Origin of the sequence: Sphingobacterium sp. G1-14, assembly GCF_002196555.1 — a bacterium.
Lineage (GTDB): Bacteria > Bacteroidota > Bacteroidia > Sphingobacteriales > Sphingobacteriaceae > Sphingobacterium > Sphingobacterium siyangense.
The window spans coordinates 1,366,540-1,392,568 of the sequence record NZ_CP021381.1; the positions used below are offsets into that span (position 1 = coordinate 1,366,540).

General features: G+C 38.5%; 22 protein-coding genes and 1 pseudogene. 13 read left to right on the forward strand and 10 right to left on the reverse strand.

Going from position 1 to position 26,029, the window contains the following annotated elements:
- Nucleotides 1-143: 143 nt before the first annotated feature.
- The 3 genes from CBM24_RS05805 to CBM24_RS05815 form a co-directional block, all read right to left on the reverse strand.
- Nucleotides 144-1,055 (reverse strand): hypothetical protein, encoded by a 912-nt coding sequence (locus CBM24_RS05805; RefSeq protein ID WP_088160502.1) that lies wholly within the window; start codon nt 1,053-1,055, stop codon nt 144-146.
- A 163-nt stretch (nt 1,056-1,218) separates the two neighbouring features.
- On the reverse strand, nt 1,219-2,340 hold the full coding sequence (locus CBM24_RS05810; RefSeq protein WP_088160503.1) for an NAD(P)-binding domain-containing protein: 1,122 nt from the start codon (nt 2,338-2,340) through the stop codon (nt 1,219-1,221).
- A 12-nt stretch (nt 2,341-2,352) separates the two neighbouring features.
- Nucleotides 2,353-3,375 (reverse strand): LLM class flavin-dependent oxidoreductase, encoded by a 1,023-nt coding sequence (locus CBM24_RS05815; protein ID WP_075991377.1) that lies wholly within the window; start codon nt 3,373-3,375, stop codon nt 2,353-2,355.
- Between the two features lie 178 nt (nt 3,376-3,553).
- Here CBM24_RS05815 and CBM24_RS05820 point away from each other — a divergent pair, with 178 nt between their 5' ends.
- The 3 genes from CBM24_RS05820 to CBM24_RS05835 all read left to right on the forward strand — a co-directional run bounded on the left by CBM24_RS05820 (nt 3,554) and on the right by CBM24_RS05835 (nt 6,717).
- Nucleotides 3,554-4,153, forward strand: coding sequence for an HD domain-containing protein (locus CBM24_RS05820; RefSeq protein WP_232475691.1), 600 nt, complete (start codon nt 3,554-3,556; stop codon nt 4,151-4,153).
- A 1,312-nt stretch (nt 4,154-5,465) separates the two neighbouring features.
- Nucleotides 5,466-5,687 carry a methyltransferase type 11 gene (locus tag CBM24_RS05830; RefSeq protein WP_075991379.1) on the forward strand — a complete coding sequence of 74 codons (222 nt, stop codon included), beginning with the start codon at nt 5,466-5,468 and terminating at the stop codon, nt 5,685-5,687.
- Between the two features lie 172 nt (nt 5,688-5,859).
- Nucleotides 5,860-6,717, forward strand: coding sequence for an alpha/beta hydrolase (locus CBM24_RS05835; protein WP_075994664.1), 858 nt, complete (start codon nt 5,860-5,862; stop codon nt 6,715-6,717).
- Between the two features lie 24 nt (nt 6,718-6,741).
- On the opposite strand, the gene CBM24_RS05840 is transcribed toward CBM24_RS05835, so the two are convergent.
- From CBM24_RS05840 to CBM24_RS05850, 3 genes are all read right to left on the reverse strand, one after another.
- Nucleotides 6,742-7,278 (reverse strand): GNAT family N-acetyltransferase, encoded by a 537-nt coding sequence (locus CBM24_RS05840; protein ID WP_075991380.1) that lies wholly within the window; start codon nt 7,276-7,278, stop codon nt 6,742-6,744.
- Between the two features lie 195 nt (nt 7,279-7,473).
- The gene (locus tag CBM24_RS05845; protein ID WP_088160504.1) at nt 7,474-7,953 is read right to left on the reverse strand and encodes a GNAT family N-acetyltransferase; all 480 of its coding nucleotides are present in this window, start codon (nt 7,951-7,953) and stop codon (nt 7,474-7,476) included.
- A 119-nt stretch (nt 7,954-8,072) separates the two neighbouring features.
- On the reverse strand, nt 8,073-9,239 hold the full coding sequence (locus CBM24_RS05850) for an FN3 domain-containing metallophosphoesterase family protein (protein ID WP_075991381.1): 1,167 nt from the start codon (nt 9,237-9,239) through the stop codon (nt 8,073-8,075).
- A 238-nt stretch (nt 9,240-9,477) separates the two neighbouring features.
- On the opposite strand from CBM24_RS05850, the gene CBM24_RS05855 reads away from it, so the two are divergent.
- The 5 genes from CBM24_RS05855 to CBM24_RS05875 all read left to right on the forward strand — a co-directional run bounded on the left by CBM24_RS05855 (nt 9,478) and on the right by CBM24_RS05875 (nt 17,027).
- A complete protein-coding gene (locus CBM24_RS05855) occupies nt 9,478-12,615 on the forward strand; it encodes a SusC/RagA family TonB-linked outer membrane protein (RefSeq protein WP_088160505.1) in 3,138 nt (1,045 codons plus the stop codon).
- 4 nt (nt 12,616-12,619) lie between these two features.
- Nucleotides 12,620-14,233, forward strand: coding sequence for a RagB/SusD family nutrient uptake outer membrane protein (locus tag CBM24_RS05860; protein ID WP_088160506.1), 1,614 nt, complete (start codon nt 12,620-12,622; stop codon nt 14,231-14,233).
- An 18-nt stretch (nt 14,234-14,251) separates the two neighbouring features.
- Nucleotides 14,252-14,935: a hypothetical protein gene (locus CBM24_RS05865; protein WP_075991384.1), complete on the forward strand. Its 684-nt coding sequence runs from the start codon at nt 14,252-14,254 to the stop codon at nt 14,933-14,935.
- A gap of 8 nt (nt 14,936-14,943) precedes the next feature.
- Nucleotides 14,944-15,933 (forward strand): DUF5007 domain-containing protein, encoded by a 990-nt coding sequence (locus CBM24_RS05870; protein WP_075991385.1) that lies wholly within the window; start codon nt 14,944-14,946, stop codon nt 15,931-15,933.
- 188 nt (nt 15,934-16,121) lie between these two features.
- On the forward strand, nt 16,122-17,027 hold the full coding sequence (locus CBM24_RS05875; protein ID WP_088160507.1) for an AraC family transcriptional regulator: 906 nt from the start codon (nt 16,122-16,124) through the stop codon (nt 17,025-17,027).
- A 34-nt stretch (nt 17,028-17,061) separates the two neighbouring features.
- On the opposite strand, the gene CBM24_RS05880 is transcribed toward CBM24_RS05875, so the two are convergent.
- On the reverse strand, nt 17,062-19,701 hold the full coding sequence (locus CBM24_RS05880; protein WP_232475692.1) for an alpha-L-rhamnosidase: 2,640 nt from the start codon (nt 19,699-19,701) through the stop codon (nt 17,062-17,064).
- Between the two features lie 223 nt (nt 19,702-19,924).
- Between CBM24_RS05880 and CBM24_RS05885 the strand changes: the two genes are divergently transcribed.
- The 5 genes and pseudogenes from CBM24_RS05885 (at nt 19,925) to CBM24_RS05905 (ending at nt 23,417) form a co-directional block, all read left to right on the forward strand.
- Nucleotides 19,925-20,368 carry an SRPBCC family protein gene (locus CBM24_RS05885; protein WP_075991388.1) on the forward strand — a complete coding sequence of 148 codons (444 nt, stop codon included), beginning with the start codon at nt 19,925-19,927 and terminating at the stop codon, nt 20,366-20,368.
- A gap of 502 nt (nt 20,369-20,870) precedes the next feature.
- A complete protein-coding gene (locus CBM24_RS05890) occupies nt 20,871-21,083 on the forward strand; it encodes a hypothetical protein (protein ID WP_075991389.1) in 213 nt (70 codons plus the stop codon).
- Nucleotides 21,084-21,233: 150 nt separating this feature from the next.
- Nucleotides 21,234-21,572: pseudogene (locus tag CBM24_RS05895) on the forward strand (TraB/GumN family protein); the annotation flags it as partial.
- A 36-nt stretch (nt 21,573-21,608) separates the two neighbouring features.
- Nucleotides 21,609-22,370 carry an SDR family NAD(P)-dependent oxidoreductase gene (locus CBM24_RS05900; RefSeq protein ID WP_088160510.1) on the forward strand — a complete coding sequence of 254 codons (762 nt, stop codon included), beginning with the start codon at nt 21,609-21,611 and terminating at the stop codon, nt 22,368-22,370.
- A gap of 138 nt (nt 22,371-22,508) precedes the next feature.
- A complete protein-coding gene (locus tag CBM24_RS05905) occupies nt 22,509-23,417 on the forward strand; it encodes a DUF6268 family outer membrane beta-barrel protein (RefSeq protein WP_075991392.1) in 909 nt (302 codons plus the stop codon).
- On the opposite strand, the gene CBM24_RS05910 is transcribed toward CBM24_RS05905, so the two are convergent.
- The 3 genes from CBM24_RS05910 to CBM24_RS05920 all read right to left on the reverse strand — a co-directional run bounded on the left by CBM24_RS05910 (nt 23,418) and on the right by CBM24_RS05920 (nt 25,862).
- Nucleotides 23,418-24,146: a LytR/AlgR family response regulator transcription factor gene (locus CBM24_RS05910; RefSeq protein WP_198386042.1), complete on the reverse strand. Its 729-nt coding sequence runs from the start codon at nt 24,144-24,146 to the stop codon at nt 23,418-23,420.
- 9 nt (nt 24,147-24,155) lie between these two features.
- Nucleotides 24,156-25,061, reverse strand: coding sequence for a sensor histidine kinase (locus CBM24_RS05915; RefSeq protein ID WP_232475693.1), 906 nt, complete (start codon nt 25,059-25,061; stop codon nt 24,156-24,158).
- Between the two features lie 204 nt (nt 25,062-25,265).
- Nucleotides 25,266-25,862, reverse strand: coding sequence for a porin family protein (locus CBM24_RS05920; protein WP_088160512.1), 597 nt, complete (start codon nt 25,860-25,862; stop codon nt 25,266-25,268).
- Between the last annotated feature and the right edge of the window lie 167 nt (nt 25,863-26,029).

Consider the following 26,029-nt stretch of genomic DNA (forward strand, 5'->3'; position numbering starts at 1 on the left):
ATTAACTTTGTTGGCTTTTGATTACGACCTGTTGTACGTTTAAATATACTGAAAAATCTATTATAAGATGGAGTTGCCCTAAGATTTTCATTAGCGGATTTGTAATATCATGGTATATCTAAAGTCTACGCATGTAATCCGATTTATTTGAAATAAGAAAGGGGATTTTCTCTTCTCACCTGAAATAATTGTGCATGTTCCAGTAATTTAACATAATTATTTTGCCAATAATTGGCAATCCAATTTGAATCCAACGAAGGGTTGTAATGACTCAGGTCACTTTTTAAAACGACCGAATCCACTGCTGTCCCAACATTCCAAATGCTTATTTTGCTGTAACGTCCCCTGTAGGGAGGGGTATAACATTTAATAGCCTGCACGCAACTGTCAACCGAGGGATAATCATAACTGTCGAAATTATCCAATGTTGCAATGCTGATTTTCTGATAATTTTCATCAATCGCAAAGAGTTCTGAATGTGTTTCGATGATTTCTCCGCAAATAGAGTTCCTGGATTTCTCTTCGTTCCAAAAATACTGAATGGGAAAACTATGCTTATAAAACGCGGTTTTCCCTTTGATTTTAAGTGGTTTGCTGTTGTGGTATTCACCTATCTCAATAAAATTTTCAACCTTTGGATTAAACAAATAGGCATGTTCTTGCCACTTCTTGTTCCATACAATATCTTCAAAACCGTCTTTGTTTTGATCGGTAAACGATAATCCTGAATTATTGGTCTTATAATCCATATCTCGCATAATGAGGTGCCATTGATTATTTTGCAGCTTTTCGACCTGAAAGAAACACGCTGAGTCGTTTTTAAAGACGGAAAATCTATAACGCTTATTTGCTATAAAAGAACAATCTTGTTCTATCAGGTTGTAATTCGAAGTTTTTAGGCTATCGATTTCCTGGTAGACTAGAAAAGAATCCGGTAATTGCACATGCTTGTTGTGCGAGTTACAACTAAAGAATGCAACGGCGAATAGTCCCAGCAACAATTTCCAGCTCTGGTTTATTATTTTTGTACGGAATGGCTGTTTGAAATGTCTCATATCAATTAAGCTGTGCTGGTGCGTATTATTGATCGTCTGTCGTATACCTTTGTTTCAGTGAACTCTGACAATAGTGGTTATAATTTTTAAGATTCGTACTGTTGTTAAATAGCGTATAAAATAAATTGACTTTTTGTTATTGTACTCAAAATTGAAACTACCATTATAGTTGGATCCCACTAAATGTATTTGTGTTCAGGTCGGCAGCTGAAAGCGTTTTTAGAAGTTCTCTAGCTGCGGCGCTACCTGCACGGTTTGCACCGATTGTCGATGCTGATGGACCATAACCCACGAGGTGAATTCTTGGTTCTTTAGCGACCATAGTCGCTAGTCTTCCTGCCATTTGAATGCCGCCCTGTTTTTCTTTTGGCAGCACAGCGTCTAGATGGCGCAATGAACTTTTAAAGCCTGTATTCCAAAGTATAACATCTGCTTGTTGTTCTGTTCCATCGGCCCATTTGATCCCCTTTTCTGTTATTTCTTGAAACATTGGAAAACGTTGAAGGACACCCCGTTTTTCCATCTCCTGGATTTTTGTAGAATAGGGGAGGCCCGTAACGGAAACGACAGACAAAGGTGAAAGCCCCAACCGTACACGTTCCTCTACCATAGCAACAGCATTATGCCCAGCCATGTCATCAAATGGCCCCTCTCTGAATAAAGGTGGTCGTCGTGTTACCCAGGTTGTCGTTGTAACCTTCGAGATTTGGTCCAATAGCTGTATGGCAGAAATACCGGCTCCAACAACAATAACATGTTTGCCACGAAAATACTCTGCAGTTTTAAAATCCTTTGTGTGAAGTTGCTCGCCACGAAATAATTCTGCACCTGGATAGGTAGGAATATAGGGGTTTTCCCATGTTCCGGTGGCGTTGATAATACCGAGTGCTGAGAAAAGAGTTTCTGCCGTATCGATATGAAAGCGATCTTGGTACAAGTAGACTTTTTCTACTTTAGCTGGTCGATATACTTGAAGTCCAAATTTTTCTTCATAAAGTTTAAAATAATGGGGAACAGCGGTGTTTGCCTGAACTTCCGCCCCTTTTGTTGATAAAGTCTCCTCAAACGACATGCCGGGCAAATCGTGTATTTTATTGACTGTACTTAAGGTAAGGGAGTCCCAGCGAAATTGCCAGGCTCCTCCTGGTGCAGAGGCTTCATCCAAGATGATAAAATCCGGCCCGATTTTAAGTCCGAGCTTCTTCAAATGATAAGCAGCAGAAAGTCCAGCCTGACCCGCACCAATGACTGCAATTTTTGTTTTGTAGCGAATGTTCTTTATCATACGAGAGTGGAGTTAACGCCAACCAAGTTCGGGAGCTACGTGTTCCAAAATGGCTGAAAGAATGTGGACATTGTAGTCGACCCCTAGCGTATTTGGAATGGTCAATAATAGCGTGTCTGCTTCCTGTATTGCTTCATCTTGCGCTAGTTCTTTCACGAGTTGATCTGGTTCTGCGGCATAACTTCGCCCAAAAATCGTCCGCTTGTCCGATTCTATTACCCCAATTTTATCTGTTTTGTCAGCCTCTTGCCCGAAGTAATAACGATCTAAATCATCGACCAGAGCGAATATGGATCGACTGACCGAAACGCGGGGTTCACCAGGGTGCCCTGCTTCCTTCCAGGCCTCTTTGTATAAACGTATTTGTTCGGCCTGCTGAATATGAAAAGGTTTGCCATTTTCATCATATTTCAAAGTGGAACTTTGCAGGTGCATCCTGTTTTGAGCAGCCCATACAGCCGTGGCATTCGATGCTGCTCCCCACCAGATACGATCACGTAACCCTTCCGAATGGGGTTCGAGTCTCAGCAAACCGGGCGGGTTTGGAAACATTGGATAGGGATTTGGTTCAGCGAAACCAATTCCTTTAAGTTTTTCTAAAAATTCCAATGCTTTTTGCCTTCCCATATCAGCATCTGTTTCGCCCTCGTTGATATTGTAACCAAAGTAACGCCAACCATCTATTACTTGTTCAGGCGATCCTCTGCTGATGCCGAGCTGCAATCTGCCCCCGGAGATTAGATCTGCAGCTCCTGCGTCTTCCACCATATAAAGGGGGTTTTCATAGCGCATATCGATGACGCCGGTGCCGATCTCAATTTTGGAGGTTTTGGCTCCAATGGCCGATAATAGAGGAAAGGGAGATGCTAGCTGATTCGCAAAATGGTGTACACGGAAATATGCACCATCTATGCCTATTTCTTCAGCAGCTACTGCTAGATCGATGGATTGTAATAAAGTATCGCTTGCGGTCTGCGTACTATATGCGGGATGCTTGGACCAATGGCCAAAAGATAAAAAGCCTATTTTTTTCATAAATCACAATGGGATTTGATGTCAATCAAATTTAATAAATGTTGCGATTATTTCGGTAGTCTACATTGTCCGATGGGTGTCAATAATATATGGTTTGAATGAATTTGCCAAATGACAAGTAGGCTGTGGCTCAAAAAGAGTAATTTTATATATTATTCAATTGTATTAGTGATTCAGGATGATGCTTTCAGACAAATTATTACAACAGATCGAGTTTATTAAGGAGATCGATAAGATTAAATATATCCAGCGCAGGACAAAACTTTTCAATAGTGACCGTCCCGAAAATGACGCTGAACATAGTTGGCATCTTGCCCTCATGGCTATTGTACTTTCAGAACACGCAAATCAATCAGTGGATTTATTGAAGGTAGTCAAAATGGTATTGATACACGATATCGTCGAAATTGATGCAGGTGATACTTTTATCTATGATACAGAAAAAAATCATACCAATACAGGTGCGGAGCGTTTGGCAGCTCAGCGGATTTTTGGAATTTTGCCTGGGCAGCAAGCAGAGGAACTCATTGCGATCTGGGAAGAATTTGAAGCTGGCCAAACGCCAGAAGCACAGTTCGCACGAGCGATGGATCGATTGGAACCACTTTTACAGAATAGTTCCAATAATGGTGGAACCTGGAATGAACCTGGTGTAAATTATGAAAAGGTTTATGCAAAAAAATCTGTCATCAAGGATGGCTCAGCAGTATTGTGGGAATATGCAGAAAAATTGATCGATGCTGGAGTTGCTCGAGGGATTCTCAAAAAGGGAGAGTAGTTAGGATACTGATCAATGGCAAGCAGTAAATCCGATACTATTGCTGACAGCTGCCAGCTTTTTATGATGATTGATAACTAAGTTCAGCGGTAAGTCTTCGAGTTCTATTTGTTTCCCAACAGAGGTTAGTGTCCAGCCATTTGGTAGTCCAACTTTATTGCTTTCCAAAATGAACTAATTCTATTTTGTATATTGTTTTGACTGAACGTGAGCTGCGAGGTTGCAAACATGCACGTTGTCAAAATGAATGTTCCTATTCTTTTCATGGGACATATTTACGAAATTGAGTAGTCAGACTAAATAGGAAGCATCAAAATTAAAGAAAACTTAATATTGGACCGCGAACTTAGCGTAGGTTATAACGCGTTGTTTTTTAGTATGGTCAAGAGCCTCTGAAAATCTGTTTGAAAAAAAAATACTATATGACAGGAAATTTAGTATGGAATTCTCTTGTGTAATTGTTTATAGCAAAAGCTGAACGGTTTATAGGTAAAAGTCTGTTGTTTACCGATGGAAATTGTTCTTTCGCCGAAAACTTATGGTTTTTTAAAGTTTATTTTTTGAAATTGGATTGATAAACTATTCAATCTTTATTTATGATACACTTCTTTAATTCATTGGTAATTTTAACTATAGTAGGATTGATAACCATCTCTACCAATGTGAAAACCAAAGATCCTCAGGCCAATATTGGGGACACTATAGTAGAATATAAATCTTCAATCAATCGCACTATTAAGCCCAGTATCCTACACAATATGCGACAAGATAAGGTTCAACTATACATGGATTACAAAGATTCTATTTTGTAACATTAACTTTCTTATTTGAAGTGACTGTTTTTATTTTTTGAAAAATATAATTTTTAAATTACTTTATTGTTATATAGATTAATTTCGTATATTGAGTTATATTGAAAATCAAGAGGGTATGTTATGGCGTCTGTTCTGTTTTGCAGCGCTCTAGCGCAATTTCCATCTTTGTGAAGCCTATATTTTTAAATTGATTATTCTTAAATAGCTTGTTATGAAAAAGAAAAGTTCGTCGTGGTTTTTTTATGCCATTATTGCTATTGTCATTTGCGTATTTTTATTATTGAATCTACCTGAACTTATTCAGGGATTTATGAACGGTTATAATTCAGTTATTAAATAGCAGCCTGTTGTTTACCGTTTAATTTACCATACTTACCGAGTTTTTTACTGTGTTTATCTAAATTTTGTAGCTGTTGCACGCGCTGTATTGTAGTTTAGAATGAGTAAATAGAATAGGATTAACACCGTATTTCTTGAATTGAACTTAATCAGATCTAATGAAACGAGTCGAAATATTTAAAACCAATGTTTATCGAATGAAGGATGCACAGCGAATTGTTGCAACTCTTGTCAGCCTCTTTTCCTCTTATAAAATTAATTTCGATCTTGACGATGAAGAACGTATTCTAAGAATTGAATCTTCACAATTGGAAATTGAGACCAACAGCATTGTTAGAAAGATGTTTGAGTGGGGTTATCGTTGTGAAAGAATCATTTAATTATGCTCAAAAAATAAAAAACTAACAATTATATTAATTTTCATTGTAAATTGTGCTGGTAATTTGTTGAACAAAAATGTTGGCAGGTCTTAGGGATATTATGTCGAATAGTCAAGGATTTCAATATAGGATTATTCAAAAAAACAGTCTTGGTAAGCGCAATATATCGGATATGATTGGTAATAGAATGCTCATTCTTTTAATTTTCTTTATTTTTAATACAGATTGTTTGGCACAAAATGGTACTCCTTTATTGATGGGGAGGTCAGAGATTTTGCATTCAAAAGTTTTGGGTGAAGACAGAATGATCAACATTTATCTTCCCGACAATTATAACCCCAATGATGCTGTTCGCTATCCAATTGTATATGTTCTTGATGGTGGTGTTGATGAAGATTTTTTTCATATTGCGGGTATTGTCCGTTTCAGTACACAACCCTGGATCGATAGATTCCCTCAAAGTATTGTTGTTGGAATAGGTGGAAATACACGTAGAAGAGATTTTACCTTCCCTGTTGAAAATACAGATTTTATAGAAAAGGAAGGTTTTCAAAAAGCTAGCTTTCCCTCGTATGGTGGTTCCGAAAAATATAGAACCTTCATGAAAAATGAATTGATTCCTTACATAAGTGGCAATTATAAATCGAATGGAAAACAGACTTTAATAGGAGAATCACTGGCTGGGCTTCTTTCCGTAGAGATACTATTAAAACAACCCGAACTATTTGATGACTATATTATTATAAGCCCAAGTTTGTGGTGGGGCGAGGAGTCATTATTGAAAAAAGCGGAGAAGTTTCTACAAGGTAATTTGAAAAAAGATGTAAAAGTTTATCTTGGTGTGCCCAATAAAGAAGAAGATGTGAGAATGTATGACGAGGCCATAGCGTTATCTGATATACTTAATAACAATAAAAAAATTCATTTTGTATTTGATTACATGCCTGATGAATTGCATTCCACTGTAATACATCAAGCGGTCTACAACGCTTTTAAGAAGTTGTATCCAAAAACATTTTATTCAAAATAGTGTGGGGATATGTAGCGATTAATTTTATTTTATACTTAGGTTTCTTCTATCGTGCCATTCATCTTCCAGGATTGACATCAATAGCTTGTCGTGAAATTGATTATCCCTAAAACAGGCTTTACGCATTCTTCCTTCCAATTGAAATCCTGCGTTTTCATATGCTTTTATCGCTGCATAATTCGGTTCAGATACCGTAAGCATAATTCTATTGAGCCCTAGATTTCCAAACCCTATATCTAGGATTAATTTGGTAACTAAAGAGCCTATCCCTTTCCCCCATTCTTGGCGATTCCCTATAAAGATAAAATACTCTCCGGATCTGTTTAGCTTGGAAATATTACAAATGCCCGCATACCCAATCAGTTTATTCGAATCGTTTAGGAAAATTCCACGATTAAAATTTTTAGAATCGTTGACAACGGATAAAAACCAATTGTCTATATGATCCTTTGATCGGAGTGACTGAAAAAGAGAGAGGGAATATTTAATAGATAAATCGTCATTGAGCCATTCATAAAATGGTGAGACATCTTCAACAGAGAGTGGTTTTAAGTTGACCATGGTTTAAGGTATATTGCATTCATTATTTTCAAAATTTATTCAGGTTCAAAGGCTCTTCAGCTAATGCTCGTTCCCCTGATAGATGCACATAGGGTCGTTTTTCTTTGCTCTTTCGAAGCTTTTTTTGTTAGAAATTGACGGAAGTACGATTTGCTATTAGCATTTGCATATGAAAGTGCAGGTAAATTTCCTGCGCTATCTTCTTGACCATTTTATTTTTACTGCTGATAGGTTGGAAGTCTCAAGACGTTGATTCGGTTCGACTTCAAAACCATTTTTCATATAGAAACCTAGCGGTGAATTATACGGGCAATTATTATTTTTTTTCTCCATGTGATGGTCTATCACCCAGCCGTTAAGCTCCGTTTCTTCAGATTTCAATCTGTCAAGTAGATTGGAACCTATTCTTTTTTTGTGTAAAAGACTTGAAAGTATAATAAGAAACCAGCGTTTTGTATCGCGATCAAATTTTGAACACCAACCGACAATTTGTTGATTTTGTTTGACAAGGATGTGTTGTGGTTGGCCTAAGCTTTCCAAATAGTTCTCAAAGGTCGATAGGCTGGAATATGCCATAACTGCGGGATATTCTTTATTCCATAATCCCATGATAGCAATTTTTTCGTTCCTGTCAAGTTCTGAGGTCATCAGATATTCAGTCGATATTGTATTCATTTAGATTAATTTACCATAATTTGCTTAATTATAAAGAATAGAGTTAAAATATCTATATGGTAGTTTTACAACATACGGTTATGGCCGTATAGTCCTCATTCATGAGCAAATTTGTTGTTTTATTTTAACGGGTTAATGATCACTTGGTCCACCGTTTTCCCCTGCTGATCGAGAATTTTGAAGATTCCTTTTTCATCGTCTAAATCTACGCGAAGCACATTATTGTTGGAATTTACAATGACCGGAAATTGTATCGTATTTGTCGCATTTTTGATGATGTTTCTATGTAAATGTCCTGATAGCATGATCTGTGTTCCTGCTTTGTTGAGGATAGGAACAAATTTCTCCAAAATCTCTTGTTCCCCATGCCATCCACCAAAAGGGGGCATATGACAGATTACGATCTTATATTTGGCATCTTTAAATGACGGATCTTCAATAGCTTGAGCTAACCAGGCCGCTTGTTCGCTTCTATAGTTATCCATATCTACAATGCCACTATATTCAATGTCGGTATCGGGTTTATCTTCACCACAATCTAAAATGATAAAACCAGCATTTCCATGCCTAAATTGGTAATATAGTTTACCTGTTGGTGTTGGGAAATATTGGGGATATTCAGTGGCAAAAGGTCCACGTGTTTCATGATTGCCTCTTGAATAAAACATTGGTTTTTCGCTGGCGAACTTTTTAATGGCGGTATCCATAAACCCTTCATATAGTTGTGTTTCACTTAATAGGTTATTAACCATATCACCGTTGAATACCACAAAGTCACTAGTCTTTAGACCGCCGATATCCAATAGCTTATCGAGAACCTCATTGCGTTCGTGAATATCATTAACTACCGTAAAATGGGTAGATTTGGCCATGCCAAAGGTTTGGAAAAATAGGGGTGCCTTTTGATAGACATCAGTGGCCACTACTTTTCCATATTGCACATTGACTCCAACATGTTTGAGAACTTCCTGACTATACACACGATATCTATAGCGTGTTCCAGGTTTTAAATTGGTCAATGTAACCTGATGTAAAGTGCCTACCTTTTTGAAGCCATAGGCAGCCGCATAATATTTTGGTCTTTCCTTAAAGTAAAAGTGACTGGAGTCATCTGGGGCCAGCTCAACCCAGCCAGTAGCAGGCTTGTCTGTCGTCCAAATAATGGAAACAGATTGCTCTGTCAGTCCTTGAATGAAAGGTAAGTGATTTATTCTGATCGCATCCTGACCAACTGCCATAAAACAATTGAAGAACAACAATAGGATGATGCATTTTAGTTTCGTCATTGTAGTACCTGGGTCTATAATTGATTTACCGATGTAAATCGGTTTTTCTTAAGCTAAAGATATAAAATTGTGTAAAAAAGCCATCAATCAAAATGTAACAGTCTTGCTAGACTACATGGCGCCCCGTTTTGTTTTTTGCTAAAAAAGTGCTGTAAACTGGTAATAATTAAGAAAATTAGACCTGTGTTTAGCTCCTATATTTGGAATAACCTAAGTAAGAGCACCTAATCAAACACAAATGAAAAAGATAGTTTTATTTTTATCTGTGTTTCTAACTTCACTAATTGCACTAGGCCAGCAGATCACGGGTACCGTACGTGATAAGAATGGTAAGCAATTAGCCGGAGTAACTTTAAGAAACACGAGTACTTCCAATAGTACACAGACCGATGATCAGGGGAATTTTAAGATTTCAGGTAAAGTTGGAGATGTCTTGGAGACGAGTTTTATCGGATACGAGCGGGCGCGTCAGCCTATCCCTGCAACCGGTAAAATGACCTTTACCTTGGTCGAAACATTAAGTATTCTTGACGAGGCCGTGGTAATCGGTTATCAAAGTACTTCCCGCAAAAAAGCTACTGCAGCTATATCAAGTATTTCAGGTAAGGATCTGGAAAATCTTCCAGCTGCCAGTTTTGATATGTTGCTTCAGGGAAGATTAGCTGGCGTCAACGTTCAGAATTTTTCTGGCGCTCCGGGTGCTTCGCCAACATTGGCTGTTCGTGGTACATCGGCAGTTAGCCTGAATTACTCCAATGACGACTATTACAATGTCATTAGTAATCCACTCTATGTTATTGACGGAGTTCCGCAGCCTACAGAACAATTTGTGGGTCCGAATACAGGAACAGGAACCAACTACCTTGCAGGTCTAAATCCGAATGATATCGAATCTGTGGACGTGCTCAGAGATGCTTCTGCTGCTGCAATTTATGGGTCTAGAGCAGCAAATGGGGTGATTATGATTACGACGAAAAAAGGGCGTAATGGCGATCCCCGTTTTATGCTAACCGGATATGGAGGTCTAACGCAACGGCCCGAACTACGTGAAGTAACACTCGGAAGAACCGAACGTGAGCAGAAGATGACGATACTAAAAAATCAACTCTCTTCCAACGATTTTAGAAATCTACCTTTTATGCTAACCGATTCGCTAAACCCTGCATTCAATGGAAATACAGATTGGCAGGATCTATTCTACCAAAAAGGAAAGATAAAGAGTGCAGACCTTTCTGTTAGCGGCGGATCGGCAATTAGTTCGTATCGTTTTAGCGGGAATTATTACGATGAGGCTGGGATCATTAAAGCAACCGGGTTTAAACGCTATACAGGAAGACTCAATTTGTCCAGTAAGGCTATCAATGAGCGTTTAACGATCAATCCCATTGTTGCCTATTCGTATAATAAGCGAGCGCGGGGGAGCGGGAGTGATGTGAGCCCAATAGCATTGAGTGCGGGTAGTATGCCATCATCACTTTTTAATCTTTCAGATGCTAAAAAAGCTTATCTTTTGGGTACCTATGATAGTAGTCTTGACAATAATGAATCTTCTAATCTGAATACCAATCTAAATCTGATTTTCAATATTGCACCTGGGTTAACTTTTACCTCCCAATCTGCCTATATTAAAGATATGGCCAATAGGGCTTATAATAGACCATCTGCCTTGATGAGCGGGGCTGGTAATTATTCGTCAGCTTATTCTTATGAGAATAGCCAGGTCAGGATATCGAACTTTTTAACCTACGTCAAACAGTTTGGAAAACACTCGCTTAATGTATTACTGGGCCAGGAAGCTGAAAAGAATAGAATGCAAAATGTATCAGCTTGGGGCAGCCAGGGCGTATCGGATCAGATCCAAGTGGTTACAGGTTTTCTGCAAAATAATATTGGTGCCAACTCCGATTTGCAAAAATGGTCACAGCTATCTTATCTCGGTCGCTTTTCCTATGATTTTGATAGTAAATACCTTTTTTCAGGTGCTGTACGTGCTGATGGTTCGTCCCGCTTTGGAGAGAACAACAAATGGGGATATTTTCCATCGGCATCTCTTGGCTGGATTTTAACTGAAGAAGATTTTCTAAAAAATAACCCTGCATTGACCTTGCTTAAAATTAGAGGAAGTTATGGATTGACTGGATCGCTCCCTTCAAGTAACTATTTGCAGTATAATCTCTATAATGTCAATAATGGTGGGTATCAGGGTAATTCCGGAGCAACTTCCTATAATGGCCAAGTGGCTATTACGCCAAACTTTAGAAATGGTGTTGCACAAAAGAACCTAAGTTGGGAACGTAATAGACAGTGGAATCTAGGCGTTGATATGGAATTGTATAAAGGGCGATTTACAGCTATGGTCGATGTCTTTAATAAGGAAAATTATGACGGACTATTTGATGTAATGCTCCCGGTGACTTCAGGATATGATTATGCCAAAACAAATTCTGTCGGGATTCGCAATTCAGGTGTCGATATTCAATTATCAGCTGATGTTCTCCCACGTAGCTCCGCATTGACCTGGCGATCCAATTTAAATATTTCTTATGTCAAGAATCGAATTATGAACCTTCCAAATGGTGGCCGTGATATGGTCATGGACGGCGATCGATTTGATAAATCACATATCCTTTCCGTAGGTAGTCCAATCAACGCATTCTATCTCTATAAAACTTTGGGCGTTTTTGCTACCCTGGATGATATTCCTGTTAACCCCTATACAGGTGAGCGTTATCGCAATTCCAATGGAACGTTCAATCCAGGAGATTTTTATTTTGAAGATGTTGATGGCGATTATTTTGTAGACGTGTTTAACAGTGGTATCAATCCTGATAAAAGGGCTATTGGAGATCCCAATTTTAAATGGACCGGTGGTTGGAATAATGTCTTTAACTATAAAGACTTTTCGCTTACTTTATTTTTTACCTATGGTTTTGGAAGAGATGTACTAAATCTTTTTGAATCAGATCAATTTAATAATTCCACTTCTGGAGATGCGGTATCAAATTTCACTTACTATTCGATACGGGATTTAGATAAACTGAATATTTGGAGGCAGCCAGGTGATAAAGCTGAATATGCCAAATATGATATTGGTACCTATCGCTACTACTATACCTCTGCACAGACTTTCTTTTTAGAAAATGGTTCCTATATGCGTTTCAAGAACCTTATTTTTTCTTACAACCTCCCTGAACGCATTAGCAAGAAATGGAGTATTTCTAAAGTGAGATTCTTTGGTATAGTTGACAATGTAGCCCGTTGGCAAAAATCAAAAAAATTGCCTGATGCCGAGGCAGTAAACCCATATGGAGAGTATAACGGTGGGGGTTATCCTATTCCAAGAAAATATACATTAGGATTTGAACTAACTTTTTAAGACGATGAAAAGATTTTTTTTAAACTATAGACTAGCTGTGCTACTGATGCTGGTTTTCTTGCTAGGGTCATGTAAAAAGTTTTTGGTGGAAGAACCTGTCAATTCAACCTTCGCGGGTGCGTATTGGAAAAGCTCCGGCGATTTGAGAAGTGCTATGGCAGGTAACTATGCCTTGGTACGGGATGTGATGAATTCAGGTAACTGGAATCCGAGTCCTCGATACTTTATGTATGGCGATGCAATTGCCAAGAATTATTTTACAATCCAGTATAATGGCGATGGTCTGGAAGGAATTCAAGACGGAGATTTCACATTTCAATACAACGTAGAAAACTTCGGAGACTGGACCAAGTATTATAAAGCGATTACAATGAGCAATATCCTTATTAATCGAGTTCCTAAGGTAGCGGACGACTTGCTGACCGATGTGACCAATCCGACGAAATTCAAAAATGAGATGCTCGGAGAGGCCTATTTTTTACGGGCGTTCACTTATTTTATGATGCTACGTGTTTGGGGAGATGTCCCCTTGGTAACTGAAGAATACGATGATCCTATTTCTGCTCCAGAATTAGCACGAAGTACCAAAAAAGAGGTTATGGCGCAGATTGAGAAGGACGCACTGTTGGCACATGAACTGCTACCTTGGCAATATTCACTTGTTGGGAATGCGAAAGTTACAGCCAATAAAGGCGCGGTGAATGCATTGTTAGCACATTTTTACCTTTGGAAGGCAACAATGAGCGATGTCAATTCAAACCAACCGGATCTCGAAACGGTAGACAAAGCCGATAAGGCCATCGATGAAATCTTAAATAATGGTATGTATTCATTGACCGATACATCTAATTATTACAAGACTTTCGAAGGACTTTCGAGTGAAGGTATTTTTGAAATTGCAATGAGTGAAAATACGCGTGAAGGAACCAATCAACATATTGCCAATATGTTTTTGAGAACAGCGCAGCTGGCAACTACTGGAACAAATTCGAGGTGTTATGTCAATTCAGATTATCTGACAAATCATTTTTATAAGATAGACCAAGTTTGGGATTGGTATTGGAATACAAGTTTGCAGCAGTGGGAGTGGAAAGCGATGCCTTCACAAGTCTTTGACGATAGTGATATTCGCTGTCGACGTAATTTTACAGATTTAAACAGCGATAAAGCTACTTGCATAAAATATCAAAATGTTGTCTACCGTAATCCCTCACAAAAGCAAGATCCTTATGTTAGCAATAATTTGATTGTCTTTAGGTTAGCGGATATGCACTTGTTGAAAGCCGAAATTGCACTCTATAGAAATCAAGTCTCCAAAGCGATCGATATCATCAACGAATTTAGAAAAAGGAATGGCGCCGATGAATCTGCATTCGTGGATAATACATCGAGTAAAGACGATGTCATGTACGAATATATTATTGAAAGAGGTAAGGAACTTTATCTCGAAGGGCATATTTTTTATGATCTATTGCGAACAAGGCAATACAGCAATTTTGTTCCATGGCTTTCAGAATCCCGTTTTCGTCAGGAAGGATTCTATTGGCCGATTAATCCAGCCCTATTCAAAAATAATAACAAGTTGACACAGACCTCTTACTGGAGAGGAAAGGTTTAAGCACTAACTAAAAGAATTATGAAAAAGATAACAGGATTGTTTGCGTCGTTATTGATCTTTCTTTTTGCTTGTAAGAAAGATAATTACAAAGTAGATGGAGGAAAGAGCGACGCCCACGTGAATCAGACAACCTATGATTTTTTAAAGCAGCACGGAAGCTTTGATTCATTGGTTAAGATTATAGATCGCGCTGGTATTAAAGATATTGTCAATTCGGATGTCACTTTCTTTGCTACGAGTGATTATGGCGTACGGGATTATGTAGCCGCCAAAAAACAACAAAAGATCATTGAAGTAGGAAACGAAAATATTCAGTTCGGGATAAATAACATCCCAGTCAAGGAACTACGTGATTCGATGATGATTTATCTATTCGATGGAAAGATTACAAGAGAGAATCTCAGCCCGGATAATAAATATTTTGTGAGCAAGCTTGGCGCGATCCCAAATGTCAGGTTCAATATTAAGTTGCGTAGAACACGTGATTACAGCGATTATTTGGATTATGTAGACTATCTCAATTTTACAAAGGTTATCGGGACTCTTGATGCTGAAGAACCAGATTATAATGCGATTCCCAAAGATCAGCTCGATAAATCCTATGATTGTCAAACCTCAGGAATTATTACGACGACAGGTGTATTGCATGTATTGCAAAACACACATCGTTTATTTTTTAACGCCGGAAAAATGGCTGACTAAAAACAGATATGAAAACGAATTTAAAAATTTTATATAGCCTAGTGTTTGTTTTTACACTGACTTCTGGGTGCAAAAAAATTGAAAACGGTTTTTTGAGTGAAGGTATCCGTTATAAAGACAATACCATCTTTTGTAAACGTGGGATGTCGCTTACGATGTCTGACCGTATCAATACGGATGGCTCCACTCCGCCCTATACATTCGAATTGTTAAATTTAAAGGATGAAGCAACAGGTCAGCCCGCACCGGATGTCTTTTTTAAAGAATTTGACATTTTAACCTTTAAGCCTGGTTTAGTATTCAATGCCGAGACAGATACCACGGTTGAGCTTCTCAATAAAAAGAGAGAAACAGTAAAAAAGGCTCCGATGGAATTCAATACCGTCAGTGGACAGCTGGTTTTTAATCGAGCTTCTGCCAACCTACCTCTAGGGCGTTTTAATTTTGATGTCAAAATGACCAATCCAAGAGGAGAACGGGTATTCCCTAAATTGGCAACCATTGAGATTGTAGAGCCCACGATTGATGATATGTTTAAAGTAACATATCAGGCGGCGTCAGGATCAAGTGCTGCTGAAGTTTTTACTGGGATCACGGCTCCAAAGGTGACTTGTACAAAAATTTCAAACGATGGCGCTCGTGTTATTCTAAAGATCGTCGATAAAAATGGAAATGCATTCAATCCTAAAAATGGAGAAGTGATCAAAAGAGGGGATCGTCCGATGTTTGAATCTCATGTGAAGTTTAATCCCGTACAGGTTACAGATAATTCAATGATCTGTGATTTTGAAGTAGCCCCCTTTCCATTGGCTAAATTAATTGGAAAAGATGGAACAGATTGGGGATTTCTCAATTATTATCGCATCCCAATGAAGTATGCACAGATAGATGGGTTGAGTGCTAATAATGTTAACCCCGTATTTGGATTCCAACTATTGATGGAAGGTACTTATGAGGTTCAGGTGAAACTGCCAACAGTAACGCGTATAACACAATAACGATTAGGGGGGGCAAAGCGGGGCTCCCCTTGTTTTTAATAGATCCAAAAGATCAAAGTGCAAAAATTATCCAATAATGAGCAAATCTTGATATTTTATTTGATCTCAGATTGACGTATAATAAATATGTTGTGTTTGTTATTTATATTTAGTAAACCAATGTTGAGTACCCTAAATACCGACGCACTATGAAAACACTACAGTTTAATATCCCCGTGATACAAGGACAGAGTATAACTGTTCAAGAGGATATATCGGAATCTTTCTACCCGCATTTGCATCGTCATCAAGAAGCGCAACTGATGTGGATTACAAAGGGAAGAGGTGTATTGCTCGTGGATGAAACCTTGCATAGCTTTAAAGAAAACGATATCTTCTTCATTGGCGCAAACCAGGCGCATGTATTTAAATCTGTTTCCGAAGATAAGGCGAGCGATGCGGCACGTTCGATTTCCATATTTTTTGATCCTGCTGGGAGATTAAAACAGCTCTTTATGTTGGGCGAATTTGAACCATTGGAGCAATTTTTAAAACAGGATTCCAGGGGGTTTAAGATTCCTAAGATGGATTTCGAAGTGGTATCTAAGCGTATTATGTTGTTAAAACAAGCCGAAAAGATAGATAAAATGATGCATTTCTTTTATTTGTTAAGAACACTATCTCAAATTTCAAAGAGAACAGATTCACTCTGTCCTGAACCCATGGAGGCTGCCGTCTGTTCGATTGGAAAAAATAACCGAATTGAAAAGGTTTGTCATTATATCAATACACATTTTAAACATGGGCTTACTTTAGAGAGTGTAGCAGAAAGTGCACACTTGTCGCCACAGGCATTCTGCCGTTATTTCAAAAAACACTGTGGAATTACCTTAGTTGGTTATCTAAACCGGATACGAATTAATGAGGTTTGCAGTCAATTGGGAAAAGATCATTTACATTTGGAAAATATCTCATTTATCGCTTATAACTGTGGCTTCAATAGCATTACAAATTTTAACCGCGTATTTAAACAGATTATCGGTTGCACACCGAAAGAGTATATTATGCGCTATGATCAGCGACATACAGAAAATACAATTGTTTCATATGTTTAGTTTAAGGCCACGTCGTGTGACGTGGCTTTTATGCTTATTTGACACTACTTTCAAAATGATAAGTACCCGAACCTATATTGTGGCTGGAATCAACGAGTACAATTTTTGCCCGTGTATTTACCGGAACGGTGACATCTAGTTTCAATAGATTATTCTCTAACAGCCAGGCCGATTTTACCGTACCGTACACCGTTTCAAGTTCTGCAGATGCATGTGTTAATTTACCACCCGGTTTTGGAGCAATAACGATTGATTTATAACCCGGAGCATCTGCTGCCGAGTTAATTCCAGCTATTGTTCGATACATCCAGTCACCAATGGCGCCATAGGCGTAATGGTTATAGGAATTCATGTCTGGAGTTTGAAAAGATCCATCAGGTTTAATACCATCCCATCTTTCCCAGATGGTGGTAGCGCCCATTTTCACGGGGTAGAGCCAAGAGGGATAACTCTCTTGCATCAATAGATCGTATGCAACGTCATTGTGTCCAAATCGAGTCAAGACATGGCATATATAAGGGGTGCCCAAGAAACCTGTCGTGAGGTGGTTGCCATAATCCCGGATGTTGGCAACAAGGCGGTCAGCACAAGCAGATCGTAGCTCTTCAGGCAACATATCAAATTGCAGTGCCAGTACATAAGCCGTCTGTGTACCGGATACTAGGCGACCTGTTGGAGTCATATACTCCTTTGCAAAGGCTGCTTTGATGTTAAAAAGTAATGCCGTGTATTTGGCAACGTCTTCTTTTTTGCCTAAGACCTCCGCTGCGTTAATCAGTAGTTGCGTCGAGTGAGCATAAAAAGTCTGTGCGATTAGATATTTATCGGTTACAGCGGCTCTTCCATCATTATCATCATTCGGACGGTAAAAAAGCCAATCCCCAAAATGAAAACCTGAATTCCAGAGATTATTTTTCGCAACAGAAGTAATATAACCCACCCATTTTTGCATACTTTCGTATTGTGTTTCTAATATTCTGCGATCTCCATAAGCGCGGTACATATCCCAAGGAATAATTGTGGCTACATCGGCCCAACCAGCTGATGCGCCATCATTGATCCCAAGTACATTTGGTACGACATGAGGAATGAGTCCGCTGGGTTGTTGGTCAGCTTTGACATCCTTTAGCCATTTCGTAAAGAATCCTGCTACATCCATGTTGTAAGCCGCGGTATTCGCGAAAGCTTGTGCATCGCCTGTCCAACCTAGGCGTTCATCGCGTTGTGGACAGTCGGTAGGTACATCTACGAAATTTCCTTTTTGTCCCCATTGAATATTGTGCTGCAATTGGTTGATTAGGGGATTGGAAGTCGTAAATTTACCCGTCGTCGCCATATCAGAATACAGAGCCACGGCCGTTAGATCATCGGATTTTAATTCTCCGGGATAGCCCTCAACTTTAACATACCTAAAACCCTGAAAAGTAAAATGTGGTTCAAAGACTTGTTCGGCCCCGCCTTTTAAAATATAGCTGTCCTGAGCCTTGGCAGATCGTAGATTTGTTGTATAAAAATTACCTTCTTTAGTAAGTACTTCAGCATGACTTAGTGTAATCTTTGTTCCAGTAGGGCCCTGTGCCTTCAAAATCACCCATCCCACCAAATTTTGCCCAAAATCTACCACAGTTTCCCCTTTTGGGGTTTTAAAAATGCTGAGGGCTTTAAACTGTTCATGTTTCCTAACATGAGGACCGCTCATCGCGATAAGCTTTTCCGTTCCTTTGTTCATCACATTTACATTCTTCCAGTTGCTATCTTCTTTAAAATCAATATTATCCCATCCAGTAATCTCCATTCTAGCATCGTAAATCTCTCCATCATAGATATCCGACGCCATAATAGGCCCATAAGTATACTTCCAGTTCTCATCCGTATTTATTGTTTCCTTTGTGCCGTCGGTATATTCGACCTCAAGTTGTAAAAGCAGTCCCCGTGTATCGCCATAGAAATTATGCTGATTTCCAAATCCAATACGGCCTTTATACCAGCCATTGCCGAGACTTGCGCCCAGCACATTCGAACCGACCCTAAGCAATGCTGTAACATCGTAAACTTGGTATTGCAACTGGTTCTTGTAGCTGGTCCATCCCGGAGCAAAATATGTGTCACTTATACGAGCGCCATTAAGCTTGGCTTCGTATAGGCCTTTTGCCGTAATATAGGCCATCGCTGATTTTATCTTTTTTTTCAGGCTGAATTCTTTTCTGAAAAGTGGACTTCGGGACGAAGTGTCCTTTCCTGAGACAGTGATCCATTGTGCAGACCAATCTGAGGTTGAGATTCCCATTTGAAAGAATCCTATTGTGGACCAGGCAGATGTATTGCCATGATTGTCTTTTACCCGGACTTGCCAAAAATATTTTTTCTTTGACTGAAGGGGAGATCCCGCGTAGTCAATTAACACAGATTGATCTGTGGAAGAACGATGTTTCCAAACGAGATCTTTATCTTTATTTAAGAAAACTTTGTCTGTTCCCACTCGAATTTCATATTCGGCTTGTTGTGTGTTTTTCTCCGTAGAGGTTATTTTCCAGCTCAATCTCGGAATCTCGGTTTCGATGGCTAATGGATTGCTCAGATGTTCTACCTTTAGGTCAATTACCGCTAGTTTTTGAGCGAAAGTGGAGAAATTTAGTACGATCAGAAATCCTAATATTCCTAATTTTTGAAGCATAGTCTTCATAGATGGTTTTATATTTGATTAGTAATCTGTTGCTTGGAGTATAAAAGTATATAGCTATTATCCGCAATAAATTTTATATAAGCGTCATGTACTATCCTGACACTGAAGAAAAACTTGTCTTATGCTAAGGTCGATTGGAAAATCTATCTATAAATTCGTTAATAATAACGGAAAATCGAGGCCGTGTGTACTATTCAAAAAATAAAAATTGACAATGGAAAATTATAGTCAAACGATCCAGTTGGGTGTAACAAAGGATCGGGTTTTTAAAGCACTAACCGATGAAATACCATTTTGGTGGACAACCATGTTTGAGGGCTCTTCCAATAAGAAGGAGGATAGATTTACAATTCGCTTTGGCGATCTTATTTACAAAGTAATGCAAGTGGAAGACTTATATGAAAATGCAAAAGTTGTTTGGCATGTCGAAGATTCCTTGATAGCCCTTCCTGGATTGAAAAATCAAAAAGAATGGATTGGCACAACGATCGTTTGGGACATCACTGAAAAAGAAAACGGGGTTGTGTTGCAACTTGAACATATTGGCTTATCCCCTGAAATCGAATGTTATGCTATTTGTACAGATGGATGGCGACAATTTGTGAAAAGTTTAGAAGCATATATTGAAACAGGTAAAGGACAGCCTTTTTCGAATTGATCTTTGCTAGCATACCAAAATAATAAACTGTGAGCCTGCCCTTGGGGGCTCCAGCATCTGTTTCTCCTTCGAGATTAATAATCCCTAAATCATTACCGCTATAATTTTTCTTTCTCCAAAAATACCATAGACTTGATTCTAAGCTGTCTATCACATATCCATTGGATCCCCGCTCATCTTCAGATTTACTCCTGATGTTTGTAGAATGACACGGTCGAAATAAAACCACTCCACTGTGGAAAAATTGATTGGATCTGAATTCAATGGAACTAGGATAGCTACTATAATTTCTGGTGGAAGCTTTGTTAATTGTTTGATTAATTTATGAAAATAACAATTAAATTAATAATCTGATTAATGAAATATTTAAAATTATTTACGATATTTGAATGAATTATAAAACTGCAAGAAAATAAAAATTAACATGCTTTCTGAACGATTGCTGGCCTATAAGACCTGTATCGATTTGTAAGATAAGTATTTCTAGAATTGAATAAAAACAATGGAGTATTTTTCCCAACTTGGATACCATTCTAACGAAATCGTAAAATTCGCTGCCGCTAGCGGAATCTTTTCCCTACTTTTAAAATGTGGTGAAGTAATCCATTTTACACCACAAGATCCTGAGCATTTTAGAGCCTGGTTGATTGAAAAAAATATCGAAGATATTAAAAGCGAAAAACAGCAGCGAGAATTTTTGGGGACTAGCATTTAATACCATAAACCTGTTGCTGTTATATCCTTGTTCTCGATGAAAGGATTTAATTGCCCGGATCCGACAAAGATGAAGTCTTATGAGGTTGAGCTGTCAGCACTTGCGACCAGCCAAGGAAAGGTAATAGGAGAGTTGTAGACACCTGATTTTCAATTTAATTTGCTGAAGGATCTCATTACACCTAAATTGTTCATCGAATCTGTTTTTCAGTTGGACGAATACCCTGCATTGACCGTTAAGATGGTTCAAGCTTATAAATCAGAGAATTTGGAAGAGTTGACAAAATTGCTCCAAGATCCAGCCTGGATGACGAAAGAACAAAAAGAAAAATTGTTAATTGGGAGAAATTTGAATTGGAGTAACCTGATACCCCCTATGATCAATGAAGAATCCTGTTTTATTGCCGTTGGCGCAGGGCATTTGGTCGGTGATCAGGGGCTAATTACCTTACTCCGAGAAAAAGGATTCAAAGTAGAGGCCGTAAAATAAATCTTATCTTAGTGGATATTTAAAACTAAGAAAAAAATGGCATCCGAGCACAACAAAACAGTAGAGATATTGAAAACAGGTGGCAAGACATATTTGATTTTTGGGATAAGTAGGGGATTAGGCAGAGCTATAGCGTTGAATTTGCCAAGTCAGAATGATCTAATATTTGGTATTTCCAGGAATGAACCAAATTATTTAAGTGCCAATTCAGACATCCGATGGATTGCTACCGATCTATCCCAACCGAAAGAATCTTCGGAGACGATAAAGGCGATAATAGGAAATCAGCGGATTGATTATTTTATCTATAATGTTGGGATATGGGAAAAAGATGCATTTACGGAAGCGTATAATTTTGCAGATAGCAGCGCCTCCGAAATAATAAACTTAATCAATACGAATATTACGTCTTGCATTTTAAATGTACAGTCGGTAATAGATAATTTAAGACAATCGTCCAACGCTAAGATTATATTGATTGGTTCTACTTGGGGTTTAGATAACCACAGTGGAAAAGAAGTTGCATTCTCTGCGACAAAGTTTGCATTACGTGGTGTTGTCCATTCCTTACGAGAAAACCTTAGAAAAGATAAAATAGGTGTTTCCATATTAAATTTGGGCTATTTAGCGACAGAATTTGATCATAATGAAACCATAGAAAACGTTATTGTACAAACACAAAGTAATCTTATTCCCCTGCAAGATGTAATCCAAGCATTACGATTTATTATCTCTACTTCGGCGGCAAGCTGTGTAAAGGAAATTAATATGCCGGCAATGTGTGATATTAATCTATAACATTGCTTTTGATCCGCACTTCTTGCCGTTATAAATTTTTTGACATCGCGATAAATTTGCATTTGGTCAACGTATACATGCACTATATCAAAAAGATTGGTGCTTGATCCGTCCAAAAGCTTCCTTTGTTGAAAAAACATGAGGAAACAAGTATTATGTGCAGTTATACTCAGCGGTTTTACTACGCTGGCTGCACATGCTCAAAATGCAGTATCGGGACAGGTTGCTGTGGATTATGTCCCACTATCAAATTATATTCGCCCTGAAGATAGTGTTAAGACAGGTTCAAAGAGCGATTTTAGGAGAATACAGTTTAACCTGGAAGTTCCATTATCTACCAAAATAGATTCTTCTGGCAATATAAAACGCTGGTCCTGGAAGATAGGGGCAGCTTATGCAAAGATGGAAAATAGAGGGTACGAAGAGCCCTTATTCCCGACTGAAATGCTCAATGCTGAAATGGGACTTCAATACCTGACCTCATTAAGGAAAAATTGGTCTCTATTGACTTTTGCCTCCGTTGGGATTTATTCAGACCTCGTTAAAGTAAATGGTAAGGATGTACTGGGGCAGGGGGGAGTGCTTTTTATCAAAAAATTTAGACCGAATTTAGCTTTTGGTTTTGGCCCTGTGTTGAGCAATAGTTTTGGCGTGCCAATGATCTTACCTGGCTTGTATTTTGACTGGAAAACAAATGGAAAAGTGAAGTTCAATGTGAATTTCCCACAGGGTCTTTCCGCATCCTATCACCTCAATGAAATGGTTGATCTTCGTGCTGTCGTTAATCTAGATGGTATGACTGCAGAGCGAGAAAAAAATGGGAAATCTACTTTGGCCGGTTTTATGTTATTGACAGCTGGGCTTCAGCCTCAGTTCAATTTGGGCAAGAGCCTGAAGCTCCAGCTGACCGGCGGAAGCACACTTGCCAGATTGTATGTAGAAAATGATAGGTCGCTGAAAAGTTTATTCAAGAACAAAAGTCAGGCGGATCCCCGGTTTTCTCCAACCTTCTATACTTCCGTAGCACTTAAATGGAATATGCCTTAATCATCTGCTGAGGAGCTTCTTAAAAACAACATTTTGGAGAAGCTCCTCTCTTTTTGTACGCGATATCGGTAATTCTTGTTCCTGTATATATACTCTCCCTCCAGTAATAATATCAATGTGGTTTACATTGACTAGGTAGGATTTGTGAATACGAAAAAAATGGTTGCCGGGTAATGCCTCTTCCAAAGCTAACATGGTTTGATGGATTGTAATTGTACGCTCTTTAAAGTGAAGTTTTGTATAATTTTGCATACTTTCCGCGTACAGAATATCTGTCCAGGAGATTTTAACAAAAGCATCCCCTTGTCTTACAAATAACATATTGTCATTCGGACTACTTTCCTGTAAGGGTTTGTTCCGCTGTACAAAAAGCTGATAAGCTTTGGAGCTGGCCTGATAGAAACGCTGGAAAATTATAGGTTTGAGGAGGTAATCAACAGCTTGAAGTCTGAATCCTTCCAACGCATATTCTGAATAAGCTGTGATGAAGATGCATAAAGGCGGGTTGTCAAGGGAGTCTAAAAAGTCTATACCATTGAGGTAGGGCATATTAATATCTAAAAAAATAAGATCTATATCGCCCTGCTGTAACCTCGAAGTTGCAGCTAGTGCTGAAGGAAATGTTTCCACTAAATCCAAAAAATCGATCTGCTCGGTCATTTCGGCAATATGTTGGCGCAGCATAGGTTCATCGTCTACGATGATACATTTCATTTTAATTTCTTCCATTGTCAATAGTTAGCTGTTAAGATCGATGGTCAGTTGTATAGTAAAACTGTCGTCAAGTTTATGGATTGTTAACGAATAGTTGTTTTCATATTGCAGTTCCAGTCTTTTTTTTACATTTTCCAGCCCTATGCCCGAGTGTCCTGTCGAAGCTAATTGCGGACAGTCCTGATAACTATTACTGATGTTGAATTGAAGTTTTCCTTTTTCCTCAGCACAGGATAGCGCTATGCTCCCTTTTTGATTTGGAAGACGGTTTACGTGTTTAAATGCGTTTTCGACAAAACAGATGAGCATCAATGGTGCAATATATAAATCCTTTGAAGATTGATTCCATGAACAGCTTACATCCAGTTCGTTACCCCACCGCATTTTTTCTATGGCTATAAAATCCTGTAAATATTGCAGTTCGCGTGTTAAAAGTACGAGCGGTTGGTTGCATTCATAGAGCTGATACCTCAGAATGTCCGAAAATTTCAGAAGCAAATAATCGGCCATTTCCACATTCTTTTTCATGAGGATATGAATATGGTTCAAGACATTAAACATAAAATGAGGATTGACCTGATCCTGTAAAAATTTTACCTGACTTTCAAGAAAATTCTGCTGCAATTGACCATGGATACGTTGAATATCTGCATGTTCCTGATAAAATCTAATTCCGCAGGCCGTACCATTGATCAGTAGGGAAGATGGAATTGCTTGATAGAAATGAGTGAGTATTAGCTCTGTCCGTTCATGGTTAGCTATTCCTTCTTTGGTGAGAATGAAATAGAAATCTATACTTCCAATTAAAATAGCTAAAATAACTACAAAAAGCACTGCTTTTAGTACAAAAGGTTTCATTTGTTGAGCCTTGATCGCTCGCGGTAGAACCCGGTCGCTCAGCCACTGCGATACAATAATCGAAGAAGCCATGATTAGCGAGGTGTGCAGTAAAGCCTGGAGCGAATCGAACTCGCCTTTTATTTGAATCCATACAGCAAACCCAAGAACGAACCAAAAAGAAATGAGAAAAAGATGTTTATTTAAATAGTTTTTTTTGAACATATGACGATTTAAAAAAAATACCTTTGGAGCCTGATTCCTAGGTAGCTCCAAAGGTAAAACTTATTCATTGTTTTAGAAGATAAAGTAACCCAATCCAATAGAAAATGCCTGTGGTTTGGATTTAAAAGATTTATTAAGGTCAGAAAAACCGCGTTCATAACGAACATCGAGTGTAAATCGCTGAATATCGACTCCCAGACCGCCGGTAACTTGTAAGTTTGATTTGTCAAAATGTTTGATTCCTTGTTGTATTGCTTTTAGAGGCGGCAAGTTGTCGTTTAGCGTATAACTGTAAATTACACCAGCTATTACCCGGAAATTGATGTCCTGATTTTGGTAGATTTTGTAGCCTGCAACGACGGGGATATCAATCGCATTCCATTTGAGTTTGCTTTCGGTTTGCCCTTGCGGTTTAAGTGCTGCTTTTCGTTTATTGAAAAGAGCTTCACCCTGGATATAGGCTCTTCCAAGATTAACTCTTGCCATACCCCCTATGTGTAATCCTATGGCATATTTGTCATCTAAGTCTGCTAATTCGGTGTTGAGTTTGTTGAGACTACTTCCCCCTTTTATACCCAATTGAATGAAAGGTTGCTCCTGAGCAAACAGTTTTTTGCTAAACATCATGGCAAATAATACGATGCATGATAAAATTGCTTTGTTATTCATTTTATATTGTTTTGATTTGTTCAAAAGAACGAAAGATCAATTCCTTGGCAAAAAGAGTTTGACGAACGGCATTTTTGTAGTGACGAAAGTTAATATAGCGATGATTAGTCTGTCAAGATGTCTATTTATTTGTCAAGATTTCTGGCCTAAGCGTATTTTTTTTTGGG

What these genes read in the sequence shown, in the direction of transcription:
- CBM24_RS05845 (WP_088160504.1), bottom strand. Translation starts at nt 7,953, where the DNA reads ATGAATACAATATCGACTGAATATCTGATGACCTCAGAACTTGACAGG.
- CBM24_RS05820 (WP_232475691.1), top strand. Translation starts at nt 3,554, where the DNA reads ATGATGCTTTCAGACAAATTATTACAACAGATCGAGTTTATTAAGGAG.
- CBM24_RS05805 (WP_088160502.1), bottom strand. Translation starts at nt 1,055, where the DNA reads ATGAGACATTTCAAACAGCCATTCCGTACAAAAATAATAAACCAGAGC.
- CBM24_RS05890 (WP_075991389.1), top strand. Translation starts at nt 20,871, where the DNA reads ATGGAGTATTTTTCCCAACTTGGATACCATTCTAACGAAATCGTAAAA.
- CBM24_RS05860 (WP_088160506.1), top strand. Translation starts at nt 12,620, where the DNA reads ATGAAAAGATTTTTTTTAAACTATAGACTAGCTGTGCTACTGATGCTG.
- CBM24_RS05830 (WP_075991379.1), top strand. Translation starts at nt 5,466, where the DNA reads ATGAAACGAGTCGAAATATTTAAAACCAATGTTTATCGAATGAAGGAT.
- CBM24_RS05865 (WP_075991384.1), top strand. Translation starts at nt 14,252, where the DNA reads ATGAAAAAGATAACAGGATTGTTTGCGTCGTTATTGATCTTTCTTTTT.
- CBM24_RS05910 (WP_198386042.1), bottom strand. Translation starts at nt 24,146, where the DNA reads ATGGAAGAAATTAAAATGAAATGTATCATCGTAGACGATGAACCTATG.
- CBM24_RS05920 (WP_088160512.1), bottom strand. Translation starts at nt 25,862, where the DNA reads ATGAATAACAAAGCAATTTTATCATGCATCGTATTATTTGCCATGATG.
- CBM24_RS05835 (WP_075994664.1), top strand. Translation starts at nt 5,860, where the DNA reads ATGATTGGTAATAGAATGCTCATTCTTTTAATTTTCTTTATTTTTAAT.
- CBM24_RS05840 (WP_075991380.1), bottom strand. Translation starts at nt 7,278, where the DNA reads ATGGTCAACTTAAAACCACTCTCTGTTGAAGATGTCTCACCATTTTAT.
- CBM24_RS05880 (WP_232475692.1), bottom strand. Translation starts at nt 19,701, where the DNA reads ATGCTTCAAAAATTAGGAATATTAGGATTTCTGATCGTACTAAATTTC.
- CBM24_RS05815 (WP_075991377.1), bottom strand. Translation starts at nt 3,375, where the DNA reads ATGAAAAAAATAGGCTTTTTATCTTTTGGCCATTGGTCCAAGCATCCC.
- CBM24_RS05855 (WP_088160505.1), top strand. Translation starts at nt 9,478, where the DNA reads ATGAAAAAGATAGTTTTATTTTTATCTGTGTTTCTAACTTCACTAATT.
- CBM24_RS05870 (WP_075991385.1), top strand. Translation starts at nt 14,944, where the DNA reads ATGAAAACGAATTTAAAAATTTTATATAGCCTAGTGTTTGTTTTTACA.
- CBM24_RS05905 (WP_075991392.1), top strand. Translation starts at nt 22,509, where the DNA reads ATGAGGAAACAAGTATTATGTGCAGTTATACTCAGCGGTTTTACTACG.
- CBM24_RS05885 (WP_075991388.1), top strand. Translation starts at nt 19,925, where the DNA reads ATGGAAAATTATAGTCAAACGATCCAGTTGGGTGTAACAAAGGATCGG.
- CBM24_RS05915 (WP_232475693.1), bottom strand. Translation starts at nt 25,061, where the DNA reads ATGGCTTCTTCGATTATTGTATCGCAGTGGCTGAGCGACCGGGTTCTA.
- CBM24_RS05850 (WP_075991381.1), bottom strand. Translation starts at nt 9,239, where the DNA reads ATGACGAAACTAAAATGCATCATCCTATTGTTGTTCTTCAATTGTTTT.
- CBM24_RS05900 (WP_088160510.1), top strand. Translation starts at nt 21,609, where the DNA reads ATGGCATCCGAGCACAACAAAACAGTAGAGATATTGAAAACAGGTGGC.
- CBM24_RS05810 (WP_088160503.1), bottom strand. Translation starts at nt 2,340, where the DNA reads ATGATAAAGAACATTCGCTACAAAACAAAAATTGCAGTCATTGGTGCG.
- CBM24_RS05875 (WP_088160507.1), top strand. Translation starts at nt 16,122, where the DNA reads ATGAAAACACTACAGTTTAATATCCCCGTGATACAAGGACAGAGTATA.